General features: G+C 39.6%; 15 protein-coding genes. 6 read left to right on the top strand and 9 right to left on the bottom strand.

All coding sequences use genetic code 11. The features are described from left to right. The first annotated feature begins 64 nt into the window (after positions 1 to 64). Positions 65 to 1477 carry a glycolate oxidase subunit GlcD gene (gene glcD, locus GJU41_RS21010; protein WP_070875673.1) on the top strand — a complete coding sequence of 471 codons (1413 nt, stop codon included), beginning with the start codon at positions 65 to 67 and terminating at the stop codon, positions 1475 to 1477. Next, positions 1474 to 2796: a (Fe-S)-binding protein gene (locus tag GJU41_RS21005; protein WP_070875674.1), complete on the top strand. Its 1323-nt coding sequence runs from the start codon at positions 1474 to 1476 to the stop codon at positions 2794 to 2796. Before glcD ends, GJU41_RS21005 begins: the two co-directional genes overlap by 4 nt. 502 nt (positions 2797 to 3298) lie before the next feature. On the opposite strand, the gene GJU41_RS21000 is transcribed toward GJU41_RS21005, so the two are convergent. The 4 genes from GJU41_RS21000 to GJU41_RS25105 all read right to left on the bottom strand — a co-directional run bounded on the left by GJU41_RS21000 (position 3299) and on the right by GJU41_RS25105 (position 7737). Continuing rightward, positions 3299 to 5218 (bottom strand): glucose PTS transporter subunit IIA, encoded by a 1920-nt coding sequence (locus GJU41_RS21000; protein ID WP_154319476.1) that lies wholly within the window; start codon positions 5216 to 5218, stop codon positions 3299 to 3301. A 28-nt stretch (positions 5219 to 5246) separates the two neighbouring features. Further along, complete coding sequence (murQ, locus tag GJU41_RS20995) at positions 5247 to 6134, bottom strand: N-acetylmuramic acid 6-phosphate etherase (protein ID WP_154319475.1); 888 nt, start codon at positions 6132 to 6134, stop codon at positions 5247 to 5249. A gap of 396 nt (positions 6135 to 6530) precedes the next feature. Next, positions 6531 to 7040 carry a DinB family protein gene (locus GJU41_RS20990; RefSeq protein WP_318261823.1) on the bottom strand — a complete coding sequence of 170 codons (510 nt, stop codon included), beginning with the start codon at positions 7038 to 7040 and terminating at the stop codon, positions 6531 to 6533. Positions 7041 to 7368: 328 nt separating this feature from the next. Then, positions 7369 to 7737, bottom strand: coding sequence for a hypothetical protein (locus GJU41_RS25105; RefSeq protein WP_224771126.1), 369 nt, complete (start codon positions 7735 to 7737; stop codon positions 7369 to 7371). Between the two features lie 314 nt (positions 7738 to 8051). Here GJU41_RS25105 and GJU41_RS20980 point away from each other — a divergent pair, with 314 nt between their 5' ends. Further along, positions 8052 to 9794: an ABC transporter ATP-binding protein gene (locus GJU41_RS20980; protein ID WP_154319474.1), complete on the top strand. Its 1743-nt coding sequence runs from the start codon at positions 8052 to 8054 to the stop codon at positions 9792 to 9794. A gap of 74 nt (positions 9795 to 9868) precedes the next feature. Here the strand turns inward: GJU41_RS20980 and GJU41_RS20975 are convergent, their stop codons facing one another. From GJU41_RS20975 to GJU41_RS20960, 4 genes are all read right to left on the bottom strand, one after another. Continuing rightward, positions 9869 to 10408, bottom strand: a complete 540-nt coding sequence (locus GJU41_RS20975; protein ID WP_083328132.1) for a GNAT family N-acetyltransferase — start codon at positions 10406 to 10408, stop codon at positions 9869 to 9871. Between the two features lie 329 nt (positions 10409 to 10737). Beyond that, the gene (locus GJU41_RS20970; RefSeq protein WP_070875681.1) at positions 10738 to 11817 is read right to left on the bottom strand and encodes a glycerophosphodiester phosphodiesterase; all 1080 of its coding nucleotides are present in this window, start codon (positions 11815 to 11817) and stop codon (positions 10738 to 10740) included. 162 nt (positions 11818 to 11979) lie between these two features. Then, positions 11980 to 13236, bottom strand: a complete 1257-nt coding sequence (locus tag GJU41_RS20965; protein WP_070875682.1) for an efflux RND transporter periplasmic adaptor subunit — start codon at positions 13234 to 13236, stop codon at positions 11980 to 11982. Between the two features lie 8 nt (positions 13237 to 13244). Continuing rightward, positions 13245 to 13913 (bottom strand): hypothetical protein, encoded by a 669-nt coding sequence (locus GJU41_RS20960; RefSeq protein WP_070875683.1) that lies wholly within the window; start codon positions 13911 to 13913, stop codon positions 13245 to 13247. Between the two features lie 308 nt (positions 13914 to 14221). On the opposite strand from GJU41_RS20960, the gene GJU41_RS20955 reads away from it, so the two are divergent. The 3 genes from GJU41_RS20955 to GJU41_RS20945 are packed head-to-tail and all read left to right on the top strand — an operon-like array spanning position 14222 to position 16498. Beyond that, complete coding sequence (locus GJU41_RS20955) at positions 14222 to 15259, top strand: IS1595 family transposase (RefSeq protein ID WP_070875684.1); 1038 nt, start codon at positions 14222 to 14224, stop codon at positions 15257 to 15259. Positions 15260 to 15300: 41 nt separating this feature from the next. Beyond that, positions 15301 to 15924 carry a hypothetical protein gene (locus tag GJU41_RS20950; protein WP_154319473.1) on the top strand — a complete coding sequence of 208 codons (624 nt, stop codon included), beginning with the start codon at positions 15301 to 15303 and terminating at the stop codon, positions 15922 to 15924. Beyond that, positions 15917 to 16498 carry a GNAT family N-acetyltransferase gene (locus GJU41_RS20945; RefSeq protein WP_083328133.1) on the top strand — a complete coding sequence of 194 codons (582 nt, stop codon included), beginning with the start codon at positions 15917 to 15919 and terminating at the stop codon, positions 16496 to 16498. Before GJU41_RS20950 ends, GJU41_RS20945 begins: the two co-directional genes overlap by 8 nt. A gap of 20 nt (positions 16499 to 16518) precedes the next feature. On the opposite strand, the gene GJU41_RS20940 is transcribed toward GJU41_RS20945, so the two are convergent. Continuing rightward, entirely contained in the window at positions 16519 to 17532 is a 1014-nt protein-coding gene (locus GJU41_RS20940; protein ID WP_070875686.1) for an STAS domain-containing protein, read from the bottom strand. Positions 17533 to 17608 lie beyond the last annotated feature (76 nt).

The raw sequence follows: 17608 nt of genomic DNA, 5'->3' as shown, positions 1-17608 counted from the left end.
ATCCTTCGTCTTTTATTTATGATAAAAGGAAGTACTTTTCACATGAATAGGGAGGTAGAACTGGATGATACCCGCAGAAATAAAAGCAAAGCTCCAATCCATTGTTGGAGCTGAAAACTATGATGATTCAAAAGCAGGGAGACTCGTGTATTCCTTCGATGCAACACCGCAGTTTCAATCACTTCCTGACGCTGTTATTGCTCCAAGAAATACAGCAGAAGTCTCAAAAGTCGTAAAAATTTGCAATGAGCAGCAAATTCCGCTTGTCCCTAGAGGGTCCGGCACCAATCTATGCGCAGGCACTTGCCCGACTGAAGGCGGAATTGTCCTTTTGTTTAAACATTTGAATGCCATTCTAGAAATTGATGAGGAAAACCTTACTGCAACTGTTCAGCCTGGAGTCGTCACCCTTGACCTCATTCATGCTGTCGAGGAAAAAGGCCTGTTCTATCCGCCTGATCCAAGCTCAATGAAAATCTCTACTATAGGCGGAAACATCAATGAAAACTCAGGCGGTCTCCGCGGTCTGAAATATGGTGTAACACGCGACTATGTCATGGGACTGGAAGTAGTTCTGGCAAACGGAGATATTATCCAAACCGGCGGAAAACTCGCAAAAGACGTAGCAGGATATGATTTAACCCGTCTTTTCGTAGGATCAGAAGGAACTCTCGGAATTGTAACAAAGGCCATTCTTAAACTGATTCCTGTGCCGGAGGATAAAATGACGATGCTTGCTCTCTATCAGGATTTAGAAGCAGCAGCAAAATCCGTTTCAAAAATCATTGCAAATAAAATCATTCCGACAACACTTGAATTCCTTGATCAGCCTACCTTAAAAGTAGTTGAGGATTTTGCTCAAATCGGTTTGCCGACCGATGTTAAAGCAGTTCTTTTAATTGAGCAGGACGGACCTACTGACGTTGTCCAAAGAGATATGATAAAAATGGCTGCCATTTGCGAAGAGGAAAAAGCCGTTTCGGTTAAGGTAGCAGAATCCGAAGCAGAAGCAGATGGTCTCCGGACGGCACGCCGCTCCGCCCTTTCTGCATTAGCCAGACTAAAACCGACAACGATACTGGAAGATGCAACTGTGCCCCGGTCAGAAATCGCAAAAATGGTGCTGGCCACAAATGAAATTGCGGAAAAATACGGGCTCACGATTTGCACATTTGGTCATGCAGGAGATGGGAACCTCCATCCAACGTGTTTGACTGATGTGAGAAATCATGAAGAAGTAGAGCGCGTTGAAAAAGCGTTCGAAGAAATATTCGTAAAAGCAATCGAGCTTGGCGGGACCATTACAGGCGAACACGGAGTCGGCGTTATGAAAGCTCCGTACCTTGAGCTGAAGGCAGGCAAAGAAGGGATTGCCGCCATGAAAGCCATTAAGCATTCACTTGACCCAAATAACATTATGAACCCAGGCAAAATGTTTGCCAAAGACTCGCGAAAACGGGTGGTGGTCTCAAGATGACAACTGTAAAGGAACGCGAAACCATTCAAGAGCAATTTAAGGAACGGATGAACGAGGATGAACTTCTTAACTGCATGCGCTGCGGATTTTGCCTGCCGACCTGTCCGACCTATATTGAGTCAGGGTTTCAGGAATCTCATTCTCCGAGAGGCAGAATCGCACTGATGAAAGCAGTTGCAGAAGGAATTGTAGAACCTGATGCAGACGTAGAAAAGTCTCTCAATATGTGTTTGGGCTGCAGAGCCTGTGAACCTGTCTGCCCTTCAGGAGTAAATTATGGCCACTTGCTTGAAGAGGCGCGCGATATTATTAATCAGAACAAAAAGCATTCATTGCCTGTACGAACGGTCCGTAAAGCCGTTTTTGAAGGATTGTTCCCTCATCAGGAACGCATGCGTACATTAACAGGATTAATTGGATTCTACCAGCGTTCTGGCTTGCAGCGCGCCGTTCGTTCTTCAGGCATGATGAAGCTTTTGCCTGACAGTTTATCCTCCATGGAAAAAGTGCTTCCGGTAATCCCAACATTGAAGGAAATGAAAAACCGGCCGACCTATCTGCCTGCTAAACCGGAAAAACGAAAACGTGTTGCCTTCTTCTCCGGTTGCCTGATGGACACGATGTTTATGAAAACAAATGACGCAACTATGAAGCTGCTTCAGCTTTCAGGCTGTGAAATTGTCATACCTGAAAACCAGGCCTGCTGCGGAGCCTTGCATGGGCACAGTGGTGAAAAAGACGCTGCTAAAGACCTTGCCAAACGAAACATTACAGCATTCGAAGACCTGCAGGTTGATTACATTATTACAAACGCAGGAGGCTGCGGAGCCTTTTTAATTGATTACGATCATCTTCTTAAAGACGATGCAAAATGGTCAGAGCGGGCTAAAACATTCTCAAGCAAGCTCAAAGACCTATCAAGCATTCTGGTTGAACTTGAGTTCTTTAAGATGAAGCTAAAACTGCCTGAACAGGCAGTCACCTATCAGGACTCTTGTCATTTAAGAAATGTCATGAAAACATCCGCAGAACCCCGTACGCTTTTAAAAGCAATCGGAAACATTGAATACCGTGAAATGAAAAACGCCGACAGCTGCTGCGGTTCAGCCGGAATCTACAATATCGTCGAATCAGAAATGTCAATGCAGATTCTAGATACCAAAATGAAAAACGCAAAAGCCACTCATGCCGCAACCATCGTAACAGCAAACCCCGGGTGCCTGCTGCAAATGAAACTTGGAATTGAGCGGGAAGGCTTGTCAGACAAGGTGCGTGCTGTTCATATTGCTGACTTGCTGCTAGAAGCAGTTCAAAATTAAGAAGAATAGAAAAAGAGGCTGAGTTCATTCTCAGCCTCTTTTTCATTATGGTTCCATACAGCACCGTCATTCGTTTACGTTGAGCTGCTCACTGCAGTCTTTAGCTGATAGTGTTTCACTTTTAGCCAATTAGCAACATGTCCTCTGTCACCTATTCCCATTCCTGATTCCAAATGAGAAGGATACTTTCTATGTATTGCTCATAGTAGCGGTGACTTTCTGTCTTCTATCCTATGTATGAGCGGAAAAACAAGCAGAGACAGAATGATTGATAAGATTGCAACGATCGTTCTGTTTTTAGTTATTTTCACGGATGAACATCCAAATGTTAAATATCACCTTCTCCTTGGATTATAAAGTTCCATCAAATTTTGGTAAATACAAAAAACACCATCTAGTCTCCTAAATGGTGCTTTTTTTACATTCCAAATCGCTTGTCTATGATAGCAGCGGCAAGTTAAATGGATTTCGCTTCAGTCAGCTATTTAAAAACCAAACTCCTTTAAGGAAGCTCTAAGGCAATCACACCCGCACTGCCTTGTTCCTGATAGCCCGTTTTCAGCAGCTTTACACTAGTTCCCTCTGCTAAATTTGTAAAGATAACCGGTGTAATTGTTGACACTGCATGCTTTTTAATATAGTCCAGATCAATCTTAAGAAGAGGCGTTCCCTTTTTTACTTCTTGACCCTCTTTAGCAAGAGACGTAAAGCCTTCTCCTTTTAGGGACACCGTTTCAAGACCTACATGAATTAATAGCTCCAAGCCATCATTTGATTTTAATCCAATTGCATGCTTCGTAGGAAAAACGCTCACAACTTCTCCGTCAATAGGTGAAACCAATGTATTATTAATCGGCTCAATGGCAAATCCGTCTCCCATCAACTTTGATGAAAATACAGCATCCGGCACTTCTTCAAGAGGTTTTACTTCACCTTCAAAAGGCATAACCACTGCACCTTTATCAGAGATTGAGAAACCTTTCTCTGCTTCTATTTCAACTTCCTTTTCAGCAGAATCTGCCGTATTAACCATAGCTTCTTTCGGAACACCGAAGAAATAAGTGAGAATGAATCCTCCTGCATAACCAGCTAATAGCCCTAGAATATATTTAAACCACATTCCGTCAGCAATCAGCGGAATCAATGCCATACCTGAAGGACCAATAGCAATTGCACCAATATTTCCGAAAATACCTACTACCGCTCCACCGATTCCTCCGCCAATACATGCTGTAATAAATGGACGCCCCAGAGGCAGGATAACACCGTAAATCAGCGGCTCTCCAATGCCAAGCACGCCTACAGGCAGAGCACCTTTAATCAAATTCGTTAATTGAGTGTTTTTGCGGCACTTGATCCAAAGTGCCAGAGTGGCACCGACTTGTCCAGCACCTGACATCGCAAGGATCGGCAGCAGCACTGTCATGCCTGAGATGTTAATCATCTCAATATGAATGGGAATTAATACTTGATGGAGACCCAGCATGACGAGCGGAAGAAAAGTTGTTCCAAGGACAAATCCCGCAAATGCGCCTCCACGATCAAGTGTCCAATTGATTGCTCCAATCAGGTTGTCTGAAATCAGGCCGGCAAAAGGCATGATGATAAAGATTGTTAACAATCCAATGAGTAAAAGAACAATAGTTGGCGTGACAATAATGTCAATGGCATCTGGAATCCACCTGCGCAGGAACTTCTCAACCATAGCAAGAAGGTACACCGCGATTAAAACCCCAATAATTCCACCCTGTCCTGCGGATAATGCTTCACCGGTAAAGATATTGGTGATAGGCATTTCCGGCGTCGCGCCAGTTAAGAGTGTAACGCCTCCAATGACACCTCCCAGTGCAGGTGTTGCGCCAAATTCTTTTGCTGCATTAATCCCAACGTAAATGACCAAATAACTGAAGATCGCATTTTTAATAACATTTAAAATCGTGACATATTGCTGCCAAGTTTCCTCTGATAAGTTTCCAGCTGTTATATTGTTTGCAAGAATCGATGCAATACCGGCAATCAGGCCAGCTCCAACAAATGCCGGGATGAGCGGAATGAAAATACTTCCGATTTTACGCAGGAACGTTTTAAACGGAGTGCTGTTTTTCTTTTTTAACTCCTGCTTAATGTCAGCACCTTTTGCTTCATAATTAGATGCACTTCCTTGTCCTTTTGTTTCCTCGATCGCTGCGCCGAACTGGTCTGCTACTTTTGTGACAACTCCCGGGCCAAGGATAATTTGATATGTTTCATCATCGACCGTTCCTACTACTCCATCGACTTCTTTTATTTTTTGTTCGTTAATGTTCCCTCGGTTCACTGGCGTTACGCGAAGGCGTGTCATACAGTTTGTATAAGAAGCAATATTTGAACTGCCTCCAAGAGCCGTCAAAATCTCATCGGCCATTTTACGGTACTTACTCATGGTAGCTCCCCTCTCAGTTGGAAAATTGTTATTTTATGGCTTCTCTGATAAATCCCTGTGAAACATTCAGTTTGTCTAAAGCATCTTCATAAGTAAGGTTGGTTAAGATCATAAGAATCGCAAGTTTGGAATTATCCTTTGCAATGACTAAATATTCCTCAGCTGTTTCGTACGAGCAAGATGTCGCTTCCATTACAATGCGTTTTGCCCGCTCTTCAAGTTTCTGATTTGTCTGCTGAACATCCACCATCAAGTTGCCATACACTTTCCCAATCCCAACCATTGAGGCAGTTGAAAGCATATTGCAGACCAGTTTTTGTGAAGTGCCCGCTTTTAAACGTGTTGATCCTGTCAGAACTTCAGGTCCATTCACTACTTCAATTGCAATCTCAGCTGTTTTTCCGACTTCTGAACTTTTGTTGCAGCAGACCGCTACCGTTTTTGCACCGATTGAGTTTGAATACTCAAGACCGCCAATGACATATGGAGTTCGGCCGCTTGCTGCAATTCCCACTACAATGTCACTGCTTGTTAGCTGAATTTCCTTTAAGTCGCCGACTCCAAGTTCTTTACTGTCTTCGGCTCCTTCAACGGCTTTTATAAACGCTTTCTCTCCGCCTGCAATCAGCCCGATCACTTCACCTGGGTCCGTTCCAAACGTGGGAGGGCACTCAACCGCATCCAGCAGCCCGATTCGTCCGCTTGTTCCTGCACCCATGTAAATCAGTCGGCCACCCTGTTTTTTAGCATGAATGATGGCATCCACCGCTTTTGCAATGGACGGAAGCTCCGCCTTCACAGCTCTAGCCACTTTCTCATCTTCTTCGTTCATTACTGTTAAAAGTTCAATTGTAGACATTTCATCTAAGTTCATTGTTTTCTCATTACGAGTTTCGGTTGTTAAATGTTCAAGCATGATGATCACCCTTATCTATGAATTGAAATCGGTTCCTGAAATCGTTCTCAGGAAGAGAATAACACAAACTGAAATATAATTTCAATATATATATTAAATTTATGAAATTATATATCGATGTTTTTCATTAAATCAAAAAAGCAGTGTTATCAACGTTTAGCACATATTTTTATTATGGGTTTAATCGTGAAACGGTAATGTTGGGAACATTTTCCATCATTTCTTATCGATTATATTCCGTTTTAAGTCAAAAAAATGCCCATTCAATTTAACGAAATGAATGGGCGTTATCGTTCTTATCTCATGGGTCATACTTACAATTTCACACCAGATCATAGACAGCTAAATAATATTCCACCTTCTTCTCACTTACCCATTTCGCATTCCTCTCAGTGTTCATAGCCCAACCTTTTCTTCTAATTCTGTCTTTTGACGGAAGTGGTGACGAAAATGCATGTCGACCAACTCGAACCATTCCCTTGCATTGAGCCAGCCAAATCCCCTATGTTTTACTTTAAAGTTTGGATTAATCGCATCTACCTTCCCTTCCCACTCTCCCATTTTCTCTTCTACTTGAATGAGTCCTTGCATTAGGTCATCTTTCCTTCTGCTATTGCTTGGTGTGTTTTCAGGATCATCAGGCAATTTGATTTTAATGGGTGGAAAACCGCCTCGTTCGAACAAATTCTCACCCGCTTCGGTCTTCCCTAGTTTTTGCTCTTCAGTTGCTTCTGCACAAGCTTCAACATTTTCAAGATACTCAAACGCAACCTCAATCAAGTGGAGATACATTTGGCCGATAGACCAAGTCCCTTCTTCAGAAATATGCCTTAACTGTACCTCCGAATAGTGCTGCAGACGATCTTTGTAGATTTCAATTACTTGATCATTCTTCAATATGAACACCTCTTTTAAATCTTTCATTTTTAGATCTTATTGACGATTTATGTCGGAACTCTTCTGCTAAAAGCAGTTTCAAAAAATTGTCTTCTCGCAGGTTTAAATTTGAACAATTCTCTTTTCCTTTTAAGAATCCTTTTATTTTCAAGAAACTTCTTTAAGTGACTCAATTTTTTTTCCTTTGAATCTAAAATTTCATAATGTGAAGTTTTTTTTATATTTTTGGAAATAACAAAAAACACCATCCTAAATGGTGCTTCTTTATCTTTCCATATGGCTTGTATATTGAAATTTCCCTTTACGGCATCTCTAATGCCTGTTTTCAGCTAAAGAATCATGTTGAACAGATAAAATTTCTGATTTCTGAATAATTATAACGGGCTCTTTGACTGAGGCCGCCTTGCCATGTGTACCCTGAAACACTATTTTGCCTAATCTCTGTAGGAAAAAACCATAAATCTCTTCCAAAAGGACTTTGAAACCTTAATCCGAGTAAGCCCCATCTTCCTATGCATTGACACATCGCCGACCGGATTTGATTCGTCGGCAAGAAATTAGAAAAAAAAGTTTGAGGAACTTGCTGCGCAAATTGCTGCGGCGGCGGAAATGTCGGCGCTTGCCTTTCGTCTCCATAAAGACTCGTATGATTTGCGCTCAAATCATTGTATCCGCTGTACGGAACTGGTGTGTAATGATAATACATTAAACTGTCCTCCTTAGAAATTAAAAAGAAATAATATGCTGCAATGTATTCTTAAAAAAGGGAATGGGTGAATGTCCTTATATAGATATCGAATAATGATTGATCCTTGACTTATGAACCAATAAAATACTTTTTTAGTTCATTTCTCCATAAAATCGCTTACAATAATAGTACTAACATACAAGGAGGAAATTTAAATGAAAAACATGACCAATCAAACAGCACCAGCATATGAGGGTGAAACACTTTCTTAATGTAAACGGTGTTCCCTCCCCTTATATGTGTATTTAAATAACACAAAAAAGGGGTAAATCATGCGTTTTCCAGTAAAAAAATTTTTCTCCTATTATAAACCTTATTTAACACTGTTTCTTTCAGTATTGGCATGCGCCTTTATCGTATCAGCTGTGACTTTGGTGTTTCCGCTTCTTGTCAGGTATATTACGAAGGATGTTCTGGAAGGTAACTTGTCTATTGCGCTGAATAAAGTGTATTTGATCGGCGGGCTCATGCTTGTGTTAGCCGCCATTCAGAATCTCGGAAACTATTTTGTAGACTACAAAGGTCATGAAATAGGTGCGCGGATGGAGAGTGATATGCGCAGTGAGCTGTTTGCCCACATGCAGAAGCTTTCCTCTAGCTTTTACGATAAAGAAAAGACAGGACAGCTTATGTCCCGAATAACTAATGACCTGCTGCTTCTATCCGAGCTTTACCATCATGGTCCAGAGGACTACGTTAAATACGTTGTCCGTTTTATTGGAGCATTTGTGATATTGATTTTTATAAACGCTCCATTGACGATTGCTGTCTTCTGTTTTTTGCCATTTTTAGGTGTCTTTGCTTTATATTTTAATAAAATGCTGAACAAGGCATTGCGTAACAACAAAGAAAGAATCGCAGACGTAAATGCACAGACTGAAGATAGTTTATCTGGAATACGCACAGTAAAATCTTTTGCCAATGAGCAAATAGAGATTGAAAAGTTCGACCGGGAAAATAATCGTTTTCTTGACAGCCGAAAAAACACTTATAAGGCTGAGGCATTGTTATACAATAGTTTTGAAACAATTATCCAGCTGATTACAATCACAGTGATAATATTCGGCAGTGCCAGTATCGTGAACAAAACATTAGATTTAGCGGATTTAATCACTTTTTTACTGTATATCAGCTTTATGATTGAGCCAATTCAGCGATTGACTCATATGAGCACTCAGCTTCAGGAAGGAATCACTGGCTTTCAGCGCTTTATGGAAATCATGTATCTGAAGCCTGCCATTGAAAATAAACCGAATCCTGTGACCTTGTCAGAAATATCTGGTGAAATTGAATTCAATCAAGTATCGTTCCGTTACGAAGAAAATTTGAACAATGTCATAGAGAACCTGTCTCTTCAAATTATGCCTGGAGAATACATTGCGCTAGTTGGTCCATCTGGTGCTGGAAAAACGACTTTATGCTCACTCATCCCACGCTTTTATGATGTAACTGGCGGGAGCATTTTAATAGACGGAATCGATATCCGCGATATTGATCTGCAGTCATTAAGAAAGAACATTGGTGTTGTACTGCAGGATGTTTACCTTTTTTCAGGAACAGTAATGGAAAATATCCGATACGGAGATCCTGCAGCGAGCGACACTGAAATTATTGAGGCAGCTAAGCTTGCCAATGCACATGACTTTATCATGAGCTTGCCAAATGGCTACCACTCGGAAATCGGACAACGGGGTGTCAAACTCTCTGGAGGCCAAAAGCAGCGGCTAAGCATTGCACGTGTATTTCTGAAAAATCCTCCTATTCTCATCTTAGATGAGGCAACAAGTGCACTTGATAACGAAAGTGAAAGCATTATAAAGGGATCATTGGAGTGGTTAGCAAAAGGACGTACAACTATTGTGATTGCCCATCGTCTTTCAACAATCCGCAATGCGAAGCGAATTGTTGTCTTAAATGAAAATGGCATCGCTGAACAAGGTACTCATGAATCATTGCTGGCACTTAACGGAGCTTATTCACACCTTTATGCAAAACAATTTGATTTATCAGTTTAGACAAAGAGGAGCTGCCCTGATTAATGGAGGGCAGCTCCTCTGCTTACATTCAGATAAATGTGTATACTACTTCACTAAGAAATATATTCTTGTTTTGTCAAACCAAAAACCAGCATATCCCAGTGTCTTCCTTTTGTATAAACCATATGACGCAAACGCCCTTCCTCCTTAAAACCAAGCCGGTTATGAAGCCGAATCGAATCATCATTAAAGCTGTAAACATAGGCATTTACTTTTTCATAACGGAGTTCATTGAAAAAATATCGCAATAAAACCTTTATTGCATCGTTTGCGTATCCTTTTTTCCAATGCTCACGGAAAAGACTGACACCATAACTAAACGTCCCGTTTCGAGGGTCACATTTGTCGGTATTTAAACTGCCGACTAATTCCCCATCGAAATTTTCGATAGCAAGTCTGACATGATGTCCATCCCAGCCTTTCTTTGTCTCTTCCTCTGTCCATTTTCTAGTTCCCTCTTCTGATCTCGGCCCATATATTGCATCATTTAACCTTGCTATTTCTGAATCTAAGCCATCATTGTGAAATTTCTCCCAGTCAGACAGCTGAACGGGTCTCAGCCGAACTAATTTCCCTTCCCAACTATTATTCAATTTTATGACCCCATTTTAATAGTTTTATTATGAAACTTGAGAAAAAACATTTTATAAAAACAATCAATTTACCTCCTGCTTACAGAAACCTTTATCGCCCGTTTCCTGAGCCCTTTAAGTATTTTAAAATCCTCTTAATTGTGTTCATACTCATAGTCTCCTCACACTAGTTTTTCACATTAAATACATACAAGAAAATCCTTTTATTTCCTACTCAACCATACCATATCGACCATAAAAAAAGGCTGATTTTTTTATGGTCTTTTAATAGAATGTAATTAAAAAATGCAATCCCTCTTATTGGGATTGCACTTAAATCAAAATTCCAGTTATTTTTTTGGCGCTTTATACCCTTTAGGCATTTTAAACCCATGCAGTGACATCACTTCCCTCAAACGATCGGGATAATCAGTGATCATTCCGTCAACACCATCTTCTACCAGCTTGTCCATAGTCGGGATGTCATCTACTGTCCAGGGAATCACTTTTATTCCTGCAGCGTGTGCATCTTCCACCATTTGTTTTGTTACATACGGTTCGTAGTTTTCATCGGTGACTTTGCCGTTTTGGGGAAATCCGTGTACTGGCGAGATGGCATCTGCACCAAATGACTGGGCTGCCGCCACTAAGTCCCCGTCAAAATCATCTATGTCTATTCCTCCTAGCCATGGAGATGCTCCAGGCTGGCCTGGCTGCAAAAATTGCGGACCATTCGTAAGCGCTACGATCGGAAGACTTGGTTCAACTTCACGCATGCGCATCAGTGAACCCCAATCGAAGCTTTGAATTGTAACTCTATCAAGCATCTCTGCCTCGCGGACTTCTTTGGCTACAATTTGGACAAATTCCTCACGCGGGGCGGTTTCATGAGGAGCACCCGCTTCTACCTTTGTTTCAATATTCATTTGAACTTTCTTAGCATTGTACCGTTTAACCAGATCAAAAACTTCTATGAGCAGCGGCATTTTAGCACCTGGACTGGTCTCTTGTCCCGGATATTGGGGCTTCGTTTTCGAACCGCAGTCAAGAGTGCGGATTTGCTCAAGCGTAAGGTTTTTTATGTATTTCCCAACGTAGGGATACTCAGGATCATCAGCGAATGCAGGACCGGTATCCTGACAGTTTCCTCCAGAAATCTGGCGGTCATGTGTCACAACAGCCTGATGATCTTCCGTTATCTGCACATCCAGCTCAAGAGTGTTCACTCCGAGTTCAAGAGCTTTAGAGAATGATGCAATCGTAGATTCCACTGTAAGTCCCATGCCGCCCCGGTGTGCCTGAAGATCAAATTCATTTGATCCATTGATAGTCCACTCAGCCGCTGAAACGGTTTGTCCATTGCCAGCTGAAGCGGCACTTCCCATCATTAGGGCTGCCATTGCTGCACATAAAATTTTCTTCCTTTTCATCTGCCCATCTCCTTTATCCTTTTTCTGCTTCTACCTAAAAAGTATAAAGAGAGTTTGTTAATTCAAGTTAAATGGAATAATAAGAAATTATGAAGATATGCCATAAGAAAAGAGACGAAAATGACATTTTGCCCTCAATGTCATTTCCGTCTCTTATTCTTCTTATTTATGAACGATCCCTCTTAAAATCAACCGGATTATCTGTTCACCAGTAAATGCTTTCAGCGTTTTCTCTTCAACATAACGATGATGAATTGGCATGAATATCTCCATCTTATCTCTTAAATCACCCGATGGAAAACTGACGATTCGCTCACCCTGTGCTACTCCTTGCAGTACCTCGTTGCGGTTGTTTACCACAAGTCCAAGATTTATTTCTCTTTTTTCAAGCCTTCCATTTTTAATAACGTAAACAAAGGTTTTTCCTGCCTTTTTTTGAATAGCAGAATCAGGTATGACGACAACTCCATTCCGCTCTTCAAGGACGATATCAAGATTGATGTGATATCCGTGATGCCAAGTCTCCACGGCTTCAATCAATTCAGCCCGAAATGGATAAAAGGTTTCTTTCTCATCAACGGTTGGAACACCGATTGGCTCCATTTTCAGTTCTTTTACCGTGCCTTCTTTCTTCAATTCAGGTAGAACCTTTGCGGCTGCTATTACTTTTTGACCTTCTTTCACTTTAACCGCTTGTTTTTCTGAAAGCTTTCCTTCAATCAGGAAAGGCTGATTCGAATGAATGGAGACTACAGCGTCATTTTCAGTTTGTGCATATGGATTGATTTCAGTGACTGTTCCATCCATCTTGCTGGTAACCGTATATTTCGCTTTCTCTCCCTGCAGCTGGGCGATTCTCTGATTCACTCCGTCCTCCTGCAAGTTGAGATCCTCAATTTGATCCTGCTTGTCGCCAATTTGATTGCTTATTATTTCTTCACTGTTATCGTTTTGAATAGTTGTTTCTGCATCAATTGGGTCATTTTCAAATGAATCAGCTGTGGAGTCAAATTGTGCATCGCTCAGCTGCTGCTCAAGCGATGACAATTCAGATTCAGCAGAACTAATCCGTGCAGTCAATCTGCTGATCTGCTGTTCTAGTTCTTCAATTTCAGCTTCGATGTGTCCAGTTTGATAGTCAAAGAGGATGTCGCCTGCCAAAACCGCATCTCCCTCAGAAACCAATACTTCATTAATTGCACCTAACGATTTATTATATTGAATGGAGTAGTTTGAAGAAGGAATCACGACTCCTTTAGTAGAAAGCAGTTTCTTTAAGTCACCGTTTTCTACATTGGAGTAGGAATGTAATGCTTTAGAACGCTCTATGCGATCTGAGCTCAATATGATAGATATATTAATTATGACGAATACTAGACTTATAGTAGTAATAATTCCGATCAACGTTTGCTTTTTCATATGTCCCCCTACAGCAAAATTCCCAAGTTTTGCGTCAATAAAACGAATGCAGCAGTGACCAATATAAAGATAAAATGAGCAAATATCACAATGCTTATGATCGATTTCATCGTTTTATCCGACATCTTTTTCAGAGCTGCCATTTGGATCCACGTACTCCATATTAAAAAAACCGTAACTTGACTTAGTGCATTCACAAGGAAAGCCTGATCTGTCATTAACTGAATCAGAACTCCAAAACCGAAAGGCGAGGATTCAGAATTGATTCCTAAAAAATAAAAAAGCGGGAAGTTCAGCGCTTTTTGAATAAATAATAGAATGGCAGGAAACAGCCCTATCGTAAAAAGCTTGCTCCACCCTATATCATAAAAAAACACTCTAAAAACAAATGTGAAAAATAAAATTGTAAACACAGGAGAAAGTAACCCGGATAAAAGCCCGCCAATCCCGAAAAGAAGTTTAGCGGATTCCAGCTTTTCTCTGCCAACTGTATCCATCAGCTTCATGATTTCTTCCGTATGTATGCCTAAATAAGCGCTGCCTGCAGCAAGCAGCAGACTTAATCCTATAAGTGCAGCTATTCTGAGTAAGAGACCTTTTTCTTTTTCTGATTCATGAAGCTTTTCAAAATAGGCAAAAGGGTTCAGTAAGCCTTCGAGTATTCGAACTTGGTGCATGATCGTCCTCCTGTCAAAAATAAAAAACGTTACTAGAAATTTATAGCATATTTTCACACTTAATAACAGTTACTTACGGAATATATCTTGAGAAAAATAAAAATTAATCTTATTTTAGATATATATAAAATTGAATTTATATGAGAAGGATCTGCAAATAAAAAAAGATATGCAAGTCTTCTTTTTTCGAAGTCTTGCATATCTTTTTTTTTATAGTTAGCTATGTTAAACAACTCTGTTGTTATTTGAAAAAAGCGAACTCTTGTTCTATAATAAATATAAATTAGAATGAGAGTGAGTTGTTAAGAATGGCACTGAAGGATATCATCCAAGAGATTGCTAAGTTAAGTACAGCAGACCAATACCGTCTAAAAGAATTCTTCACTAAATCTCTTGCTTCCTATTCTACAAGTGAACCAGTATTTAAAGAGGTTTCTGAAAGAAAACATAAAGATGGATTTACTTGTTCTCATTGTCATTCCAATAACGCCGTTCGTTTCGGTAAATATTATGTCAAAATGGGAAGCCGCACTCTTGAACGTCAACGTTATCGTTGCAAAGAGTGCGGGAAGACGTTTACTGATGTGACAAATACCCCTCTATATCATACTCACCTTCCTCACAAATGGTTGGAGTTCGTTCAATGTATGATTGAAGGCTATTCATTACGTAAGTCGGCAGAGCTTTTAAAGGTTCACTATGTAACTTTGTTCTATTGGAGGCATAAACTCCTATCAGCCATTAAAGAGATGGACTTTGATCAATTTGAAGGTATCGTAGAAATGGACGAGACTTACTTTCTGTACTCTGAAAAAGGAAAACGTAAAGTGGAAGGTCGAAAAGCTCGAAAACGAGGTGGTTCGTCTTCGCAACGAGGCATCAGTAAAGAACAAGTCTGTGTTCTTGTGGCAAGAGACCGCCAGAAGGCTAACTCGAAAGTGGTTGGTCAGGGACGGATTGTAAAAACTCGGTTGGAAGCAGCAATCGGTTCTAAACTTACTCCTACCAATGTTCTCTGTACAGATGCTTGGCGGGCATTTATGACTTATGCAAAAGAAAAAGGACTTGAGCATTACCGATTTAAATCAGATGGTAAGGAACGAGTTCGAGGGGTTTATCATATTCAAAATGTAAATAGTTATCACAGTCGTCTAAAGGGTTGGTTAAACCGATTTAATGGCGTGGCAACGAAGTACCTCGACCATTATTTGAGTTGGTTTCAATTTCTGGATCAGATTAAGCATAAAAATGGTGATACAACGGTAAGTAAAATGATTGTTGAAAGTTGTTTATTCTCGATGAATGCGACCTTTGATAAACTTAGATTATCAGAATTTACCAAATAATTCATTTTGGTTTACCTTAAAAGGGAAAGGAGTTTTTACGAATGAATCATTATTTGATTGCCATTTATAAAGGAGCACTACAAGATGAGTATTTAAACAATCCGATTGTTAAAACAAAAATAACATCTTTAGCTCTCTCTATTCACTCTATCACCATCCCTAATCCGATTAATCTAACACTGTTAGTCGGAAAGGAAAAGTCGCAATTAACAACAGAACTTACTGATAAATACTACTTATTGACCAAGGTGTTACAAAATTTAGACGACCAGGAAAACTACTACGTTTATGATTATAAAGGTAGGAAGGTAGTAGAAAACCCTGATCAATACTGCCATAAATTAATGGAGATTAATATTCCAATGTCAAAATTACAACACGTTATACAGAATGTTAAAGATATCAAGCAAAAAGTTTTTGCTGGTTTTAACGTAAAGTATTTTGAAGAAACGGAAAATCTCACCGTTGAAATTCTTCTTTCATCTTTTTTGTTAGAAATGATTGATAAAGGTATTCATATTGAAGGAGATTCAAGTGATGACCATTACTTATATTTATTGGAGTTGTCAAATTTGCTTTCTAACCCTGAGCTTTGTAACTTTGTTCAAAATAGTGCAATGCCATTAGTCAGAAATACTCAGAAAGAGGGTGCAATTTTTGATTGAAGTAAAAAAAGCAGATATACAACATATTGAAGGTATCATTAAAGTTTGTTCAGACGGTTATAGGGCTACTTATATTAATACACATTCATTTGAATACATAGAAAGAATTATAAGTGAATTTTATAATTATGATAGAGTTCATAAAGAGGTTTTACATTCTAATGATGGTTGGAATGGTTATTTTATAGCTTTAGAAGGTGAAAAAGTAGTTGGAGCAATAGGTGGAGGATTAATTGATAAAGATAAGGGCGAGGTATTCGTACTTTATTTAGACCCTAATCGGCGAGGAGAAGGAATAGGAACTCAGCTTTTACAAGTCCTTACTGAATTACAAAAAAGCAAAGGAGCAACTGAACAGTGGGTTTCTGTCTCAAAAGGGAATATGAAAGGCATTCCTTTTTATGAGGCAAGAGGCTTTCAGTTTGAAAAGAGCAAGACAGCTTTGATAATAATGAAAGCGAAGACTATATTTCTTGCAGATATCGCCGTAATATATAACGTTCGCTTAAATAAAAACAAGAGAGCTTCTTCATTCAAGAAACTTCTCTTATTTTTTACTAAATATCAACATTAAAGATTAACAAAGCTTTATAGTTAAAGAACCTGACGTCCTATTTGCCCTAAAGCATAAAGAATTCCGTGCTGAAGAGTTTGAAAAGCATCAAATTTAGTGAAATCTATTTCTGATTCAGTAATTTGCATACTTAATTCAGGAGATATTCCCACAAGAACTGTTTTTGTGCCAGAAAGATTTGCTGCATATCCAATTTTTGAGATAAAACTAGTTGTATGCTGACTAAGATCGTTATCAATGCCTGTCAAATCAAGAATCAGATAGTTAGCTTTATGTGATGGAAGATTCATTAATGTTTTATCTGCAAGTTCTTCCGCACGTTCTTCATCGTATTTTCCAATCAACGGCACCACGACTATTCCCTCAAGAACGGGGATGATAGGAGAAGAAAGCTGTTTAACAAGTACCTTCAATTCCCTTGTTTTGTCTTCTACTAAAGCTTCTAGCTGCATAATTTGTTCAGTTTCTTTTTTTCGGGCTAATTGGTGAATGTTATTTGTTATCGAAATGTCTGATGGAAAGTATTTTATGACACTGAGATCGTGCCCCTCTAGTTGATAATGTAGGACTTTATACCAAATATTCACGCCAAAAAGTCCTGTAAATATTCCAGCATAGTGTGCAGGAAGAAAATTTCCTCCCTTGGTCTTCCTTTGCGCTATGTTAATTTTATGTTCCCAGCTGTCTTTAAGCTCGACTGTCAGTGTTTTCATATCTAAATGAAAATCTTTCACTTCGGTACGGCCCCAGCCAGCTGAAGCATAAGTATTTGTAATTAACTCTGTCGCTTCTAATATACTGACATTTTTCAATTTAGAAAAGTATTCTCCCACCACTAATCCCTGTCTGAATCCTGTCGTCTCAAAAACTAGATTTGATGCTTCCTCTCCAGAAATTTCTTCAATTGTATCAAAGAACGTTTTCATCGCACTTGAAATCCAGAATAGCACAGCATCTTCTTCCTCGAATAAAAATTGACCGTTTTCCAAGTCCCATTTGAATTCAAGACCGCCTATATTAATAAAAGAGTTCATAGTTTTCTCCTTTTCAAAAAAGTACCATAAATATATATGTAATCAATATAATAGCATACACCTTGTGAATTAGTGC

It is taken from the genome of Metabacillus idriensis, assembly GCF_009674765.1.
In the GTDB taxonomy this organism is placed as follows: Bacteria; Bacillota; Bacilli; order Bacillales; family Bacillaceae; genus Bacillus_P; species Bacillus_P idriensis.
The sequence above is the reverse complement of the archived record's forward strand: the minus strand, read 5'-3'. Positions and strand labels throughout refer to the sequence as shown.

Bases quoted from the DNA above. Each gene is read 5' to 3' on its own strand.
- glcD (WP_070875673.1), top strand. From the start codon at position 65: ATGATACCCGCAGAAATAAAAGCAAAGCTCCAATCCATTGTTGGAGCT.
- GJU41_RS21005 (WP_070875674.1), top strand. From the start codon at position 1,474: ATGACAACTGTAAAGGAACGCGAAACCATTCAAGAGCAATTTAAGGAA.
- GJU41_RS21000 (WP_154319476.1), bottom strand. From the start codon at position 5,218: ATGAGTAAGTACCGTAAAATGGCCGATGAGATTTTGACGGCTCTTGGA.
- murQ (WP_154319475.1), bottom strand. From the start codon at position 6,134: ATGCTTGAACATTTAACAACCGAAACTCGTAATGAGAAAACAATGAAC.
- GJU41_RS25105 (WP_224771126.1), bottom strand. From the start codon at position 7,737: ATGTATTATCATTACACACCAGTTCCGTACAGCGGATACAATGATTTG.
- GJU41_RS20980 (WP_154319474.1), top strand. From the start codon at position 8,052: ATGCGTTTTCCAGTAAAAAAATTTTTCTCCTATTATAAACCTTATTTA.
- GJU41_RS20970 (WP_070875681.1), bottom strand. From the start codon at position 11,817: ATGAAAAGGAAGAAAATTTTATGTGCAGCAATGGCAGCCCTAATGATG.
- GJU41_RS20965 (WP_070875682.1), bottom strand. From the start codon at position 13,236: ATGAAAAAGCAAACGTTGATCGGAATTATTACTACTATAAGTCTAGTA.
- GJU41_RS20960 (WP_070875683.1), bottom strand. From the start codon at position 13,913: ATGCACCAAGTTCGAATACTCGAAGGCTTACTGAACCCTTTTGCCTAT.
- GJU41_RS20955 (WP_070875684.1), top strand. From the start codon at position 14,222: ATGGCACTGAAGGATATCATCCAAGAGATTGCTAAGTTAAGTACAGCA.
- GJU41_RS20950 (WP_154319473.1), top strand. From the start codon at position 15,301: ATGAATCATTATTTGATTGCCATTTATAAAGGAGCACTACAAGATGAG.
- GJU41_RS20940 (WP_070875686.1), bottom strand. From the start codon at position 17,532: ATGAACTCTTTTATTAATATAGGCGGTCTTGAATTCAAATGGGACTTG.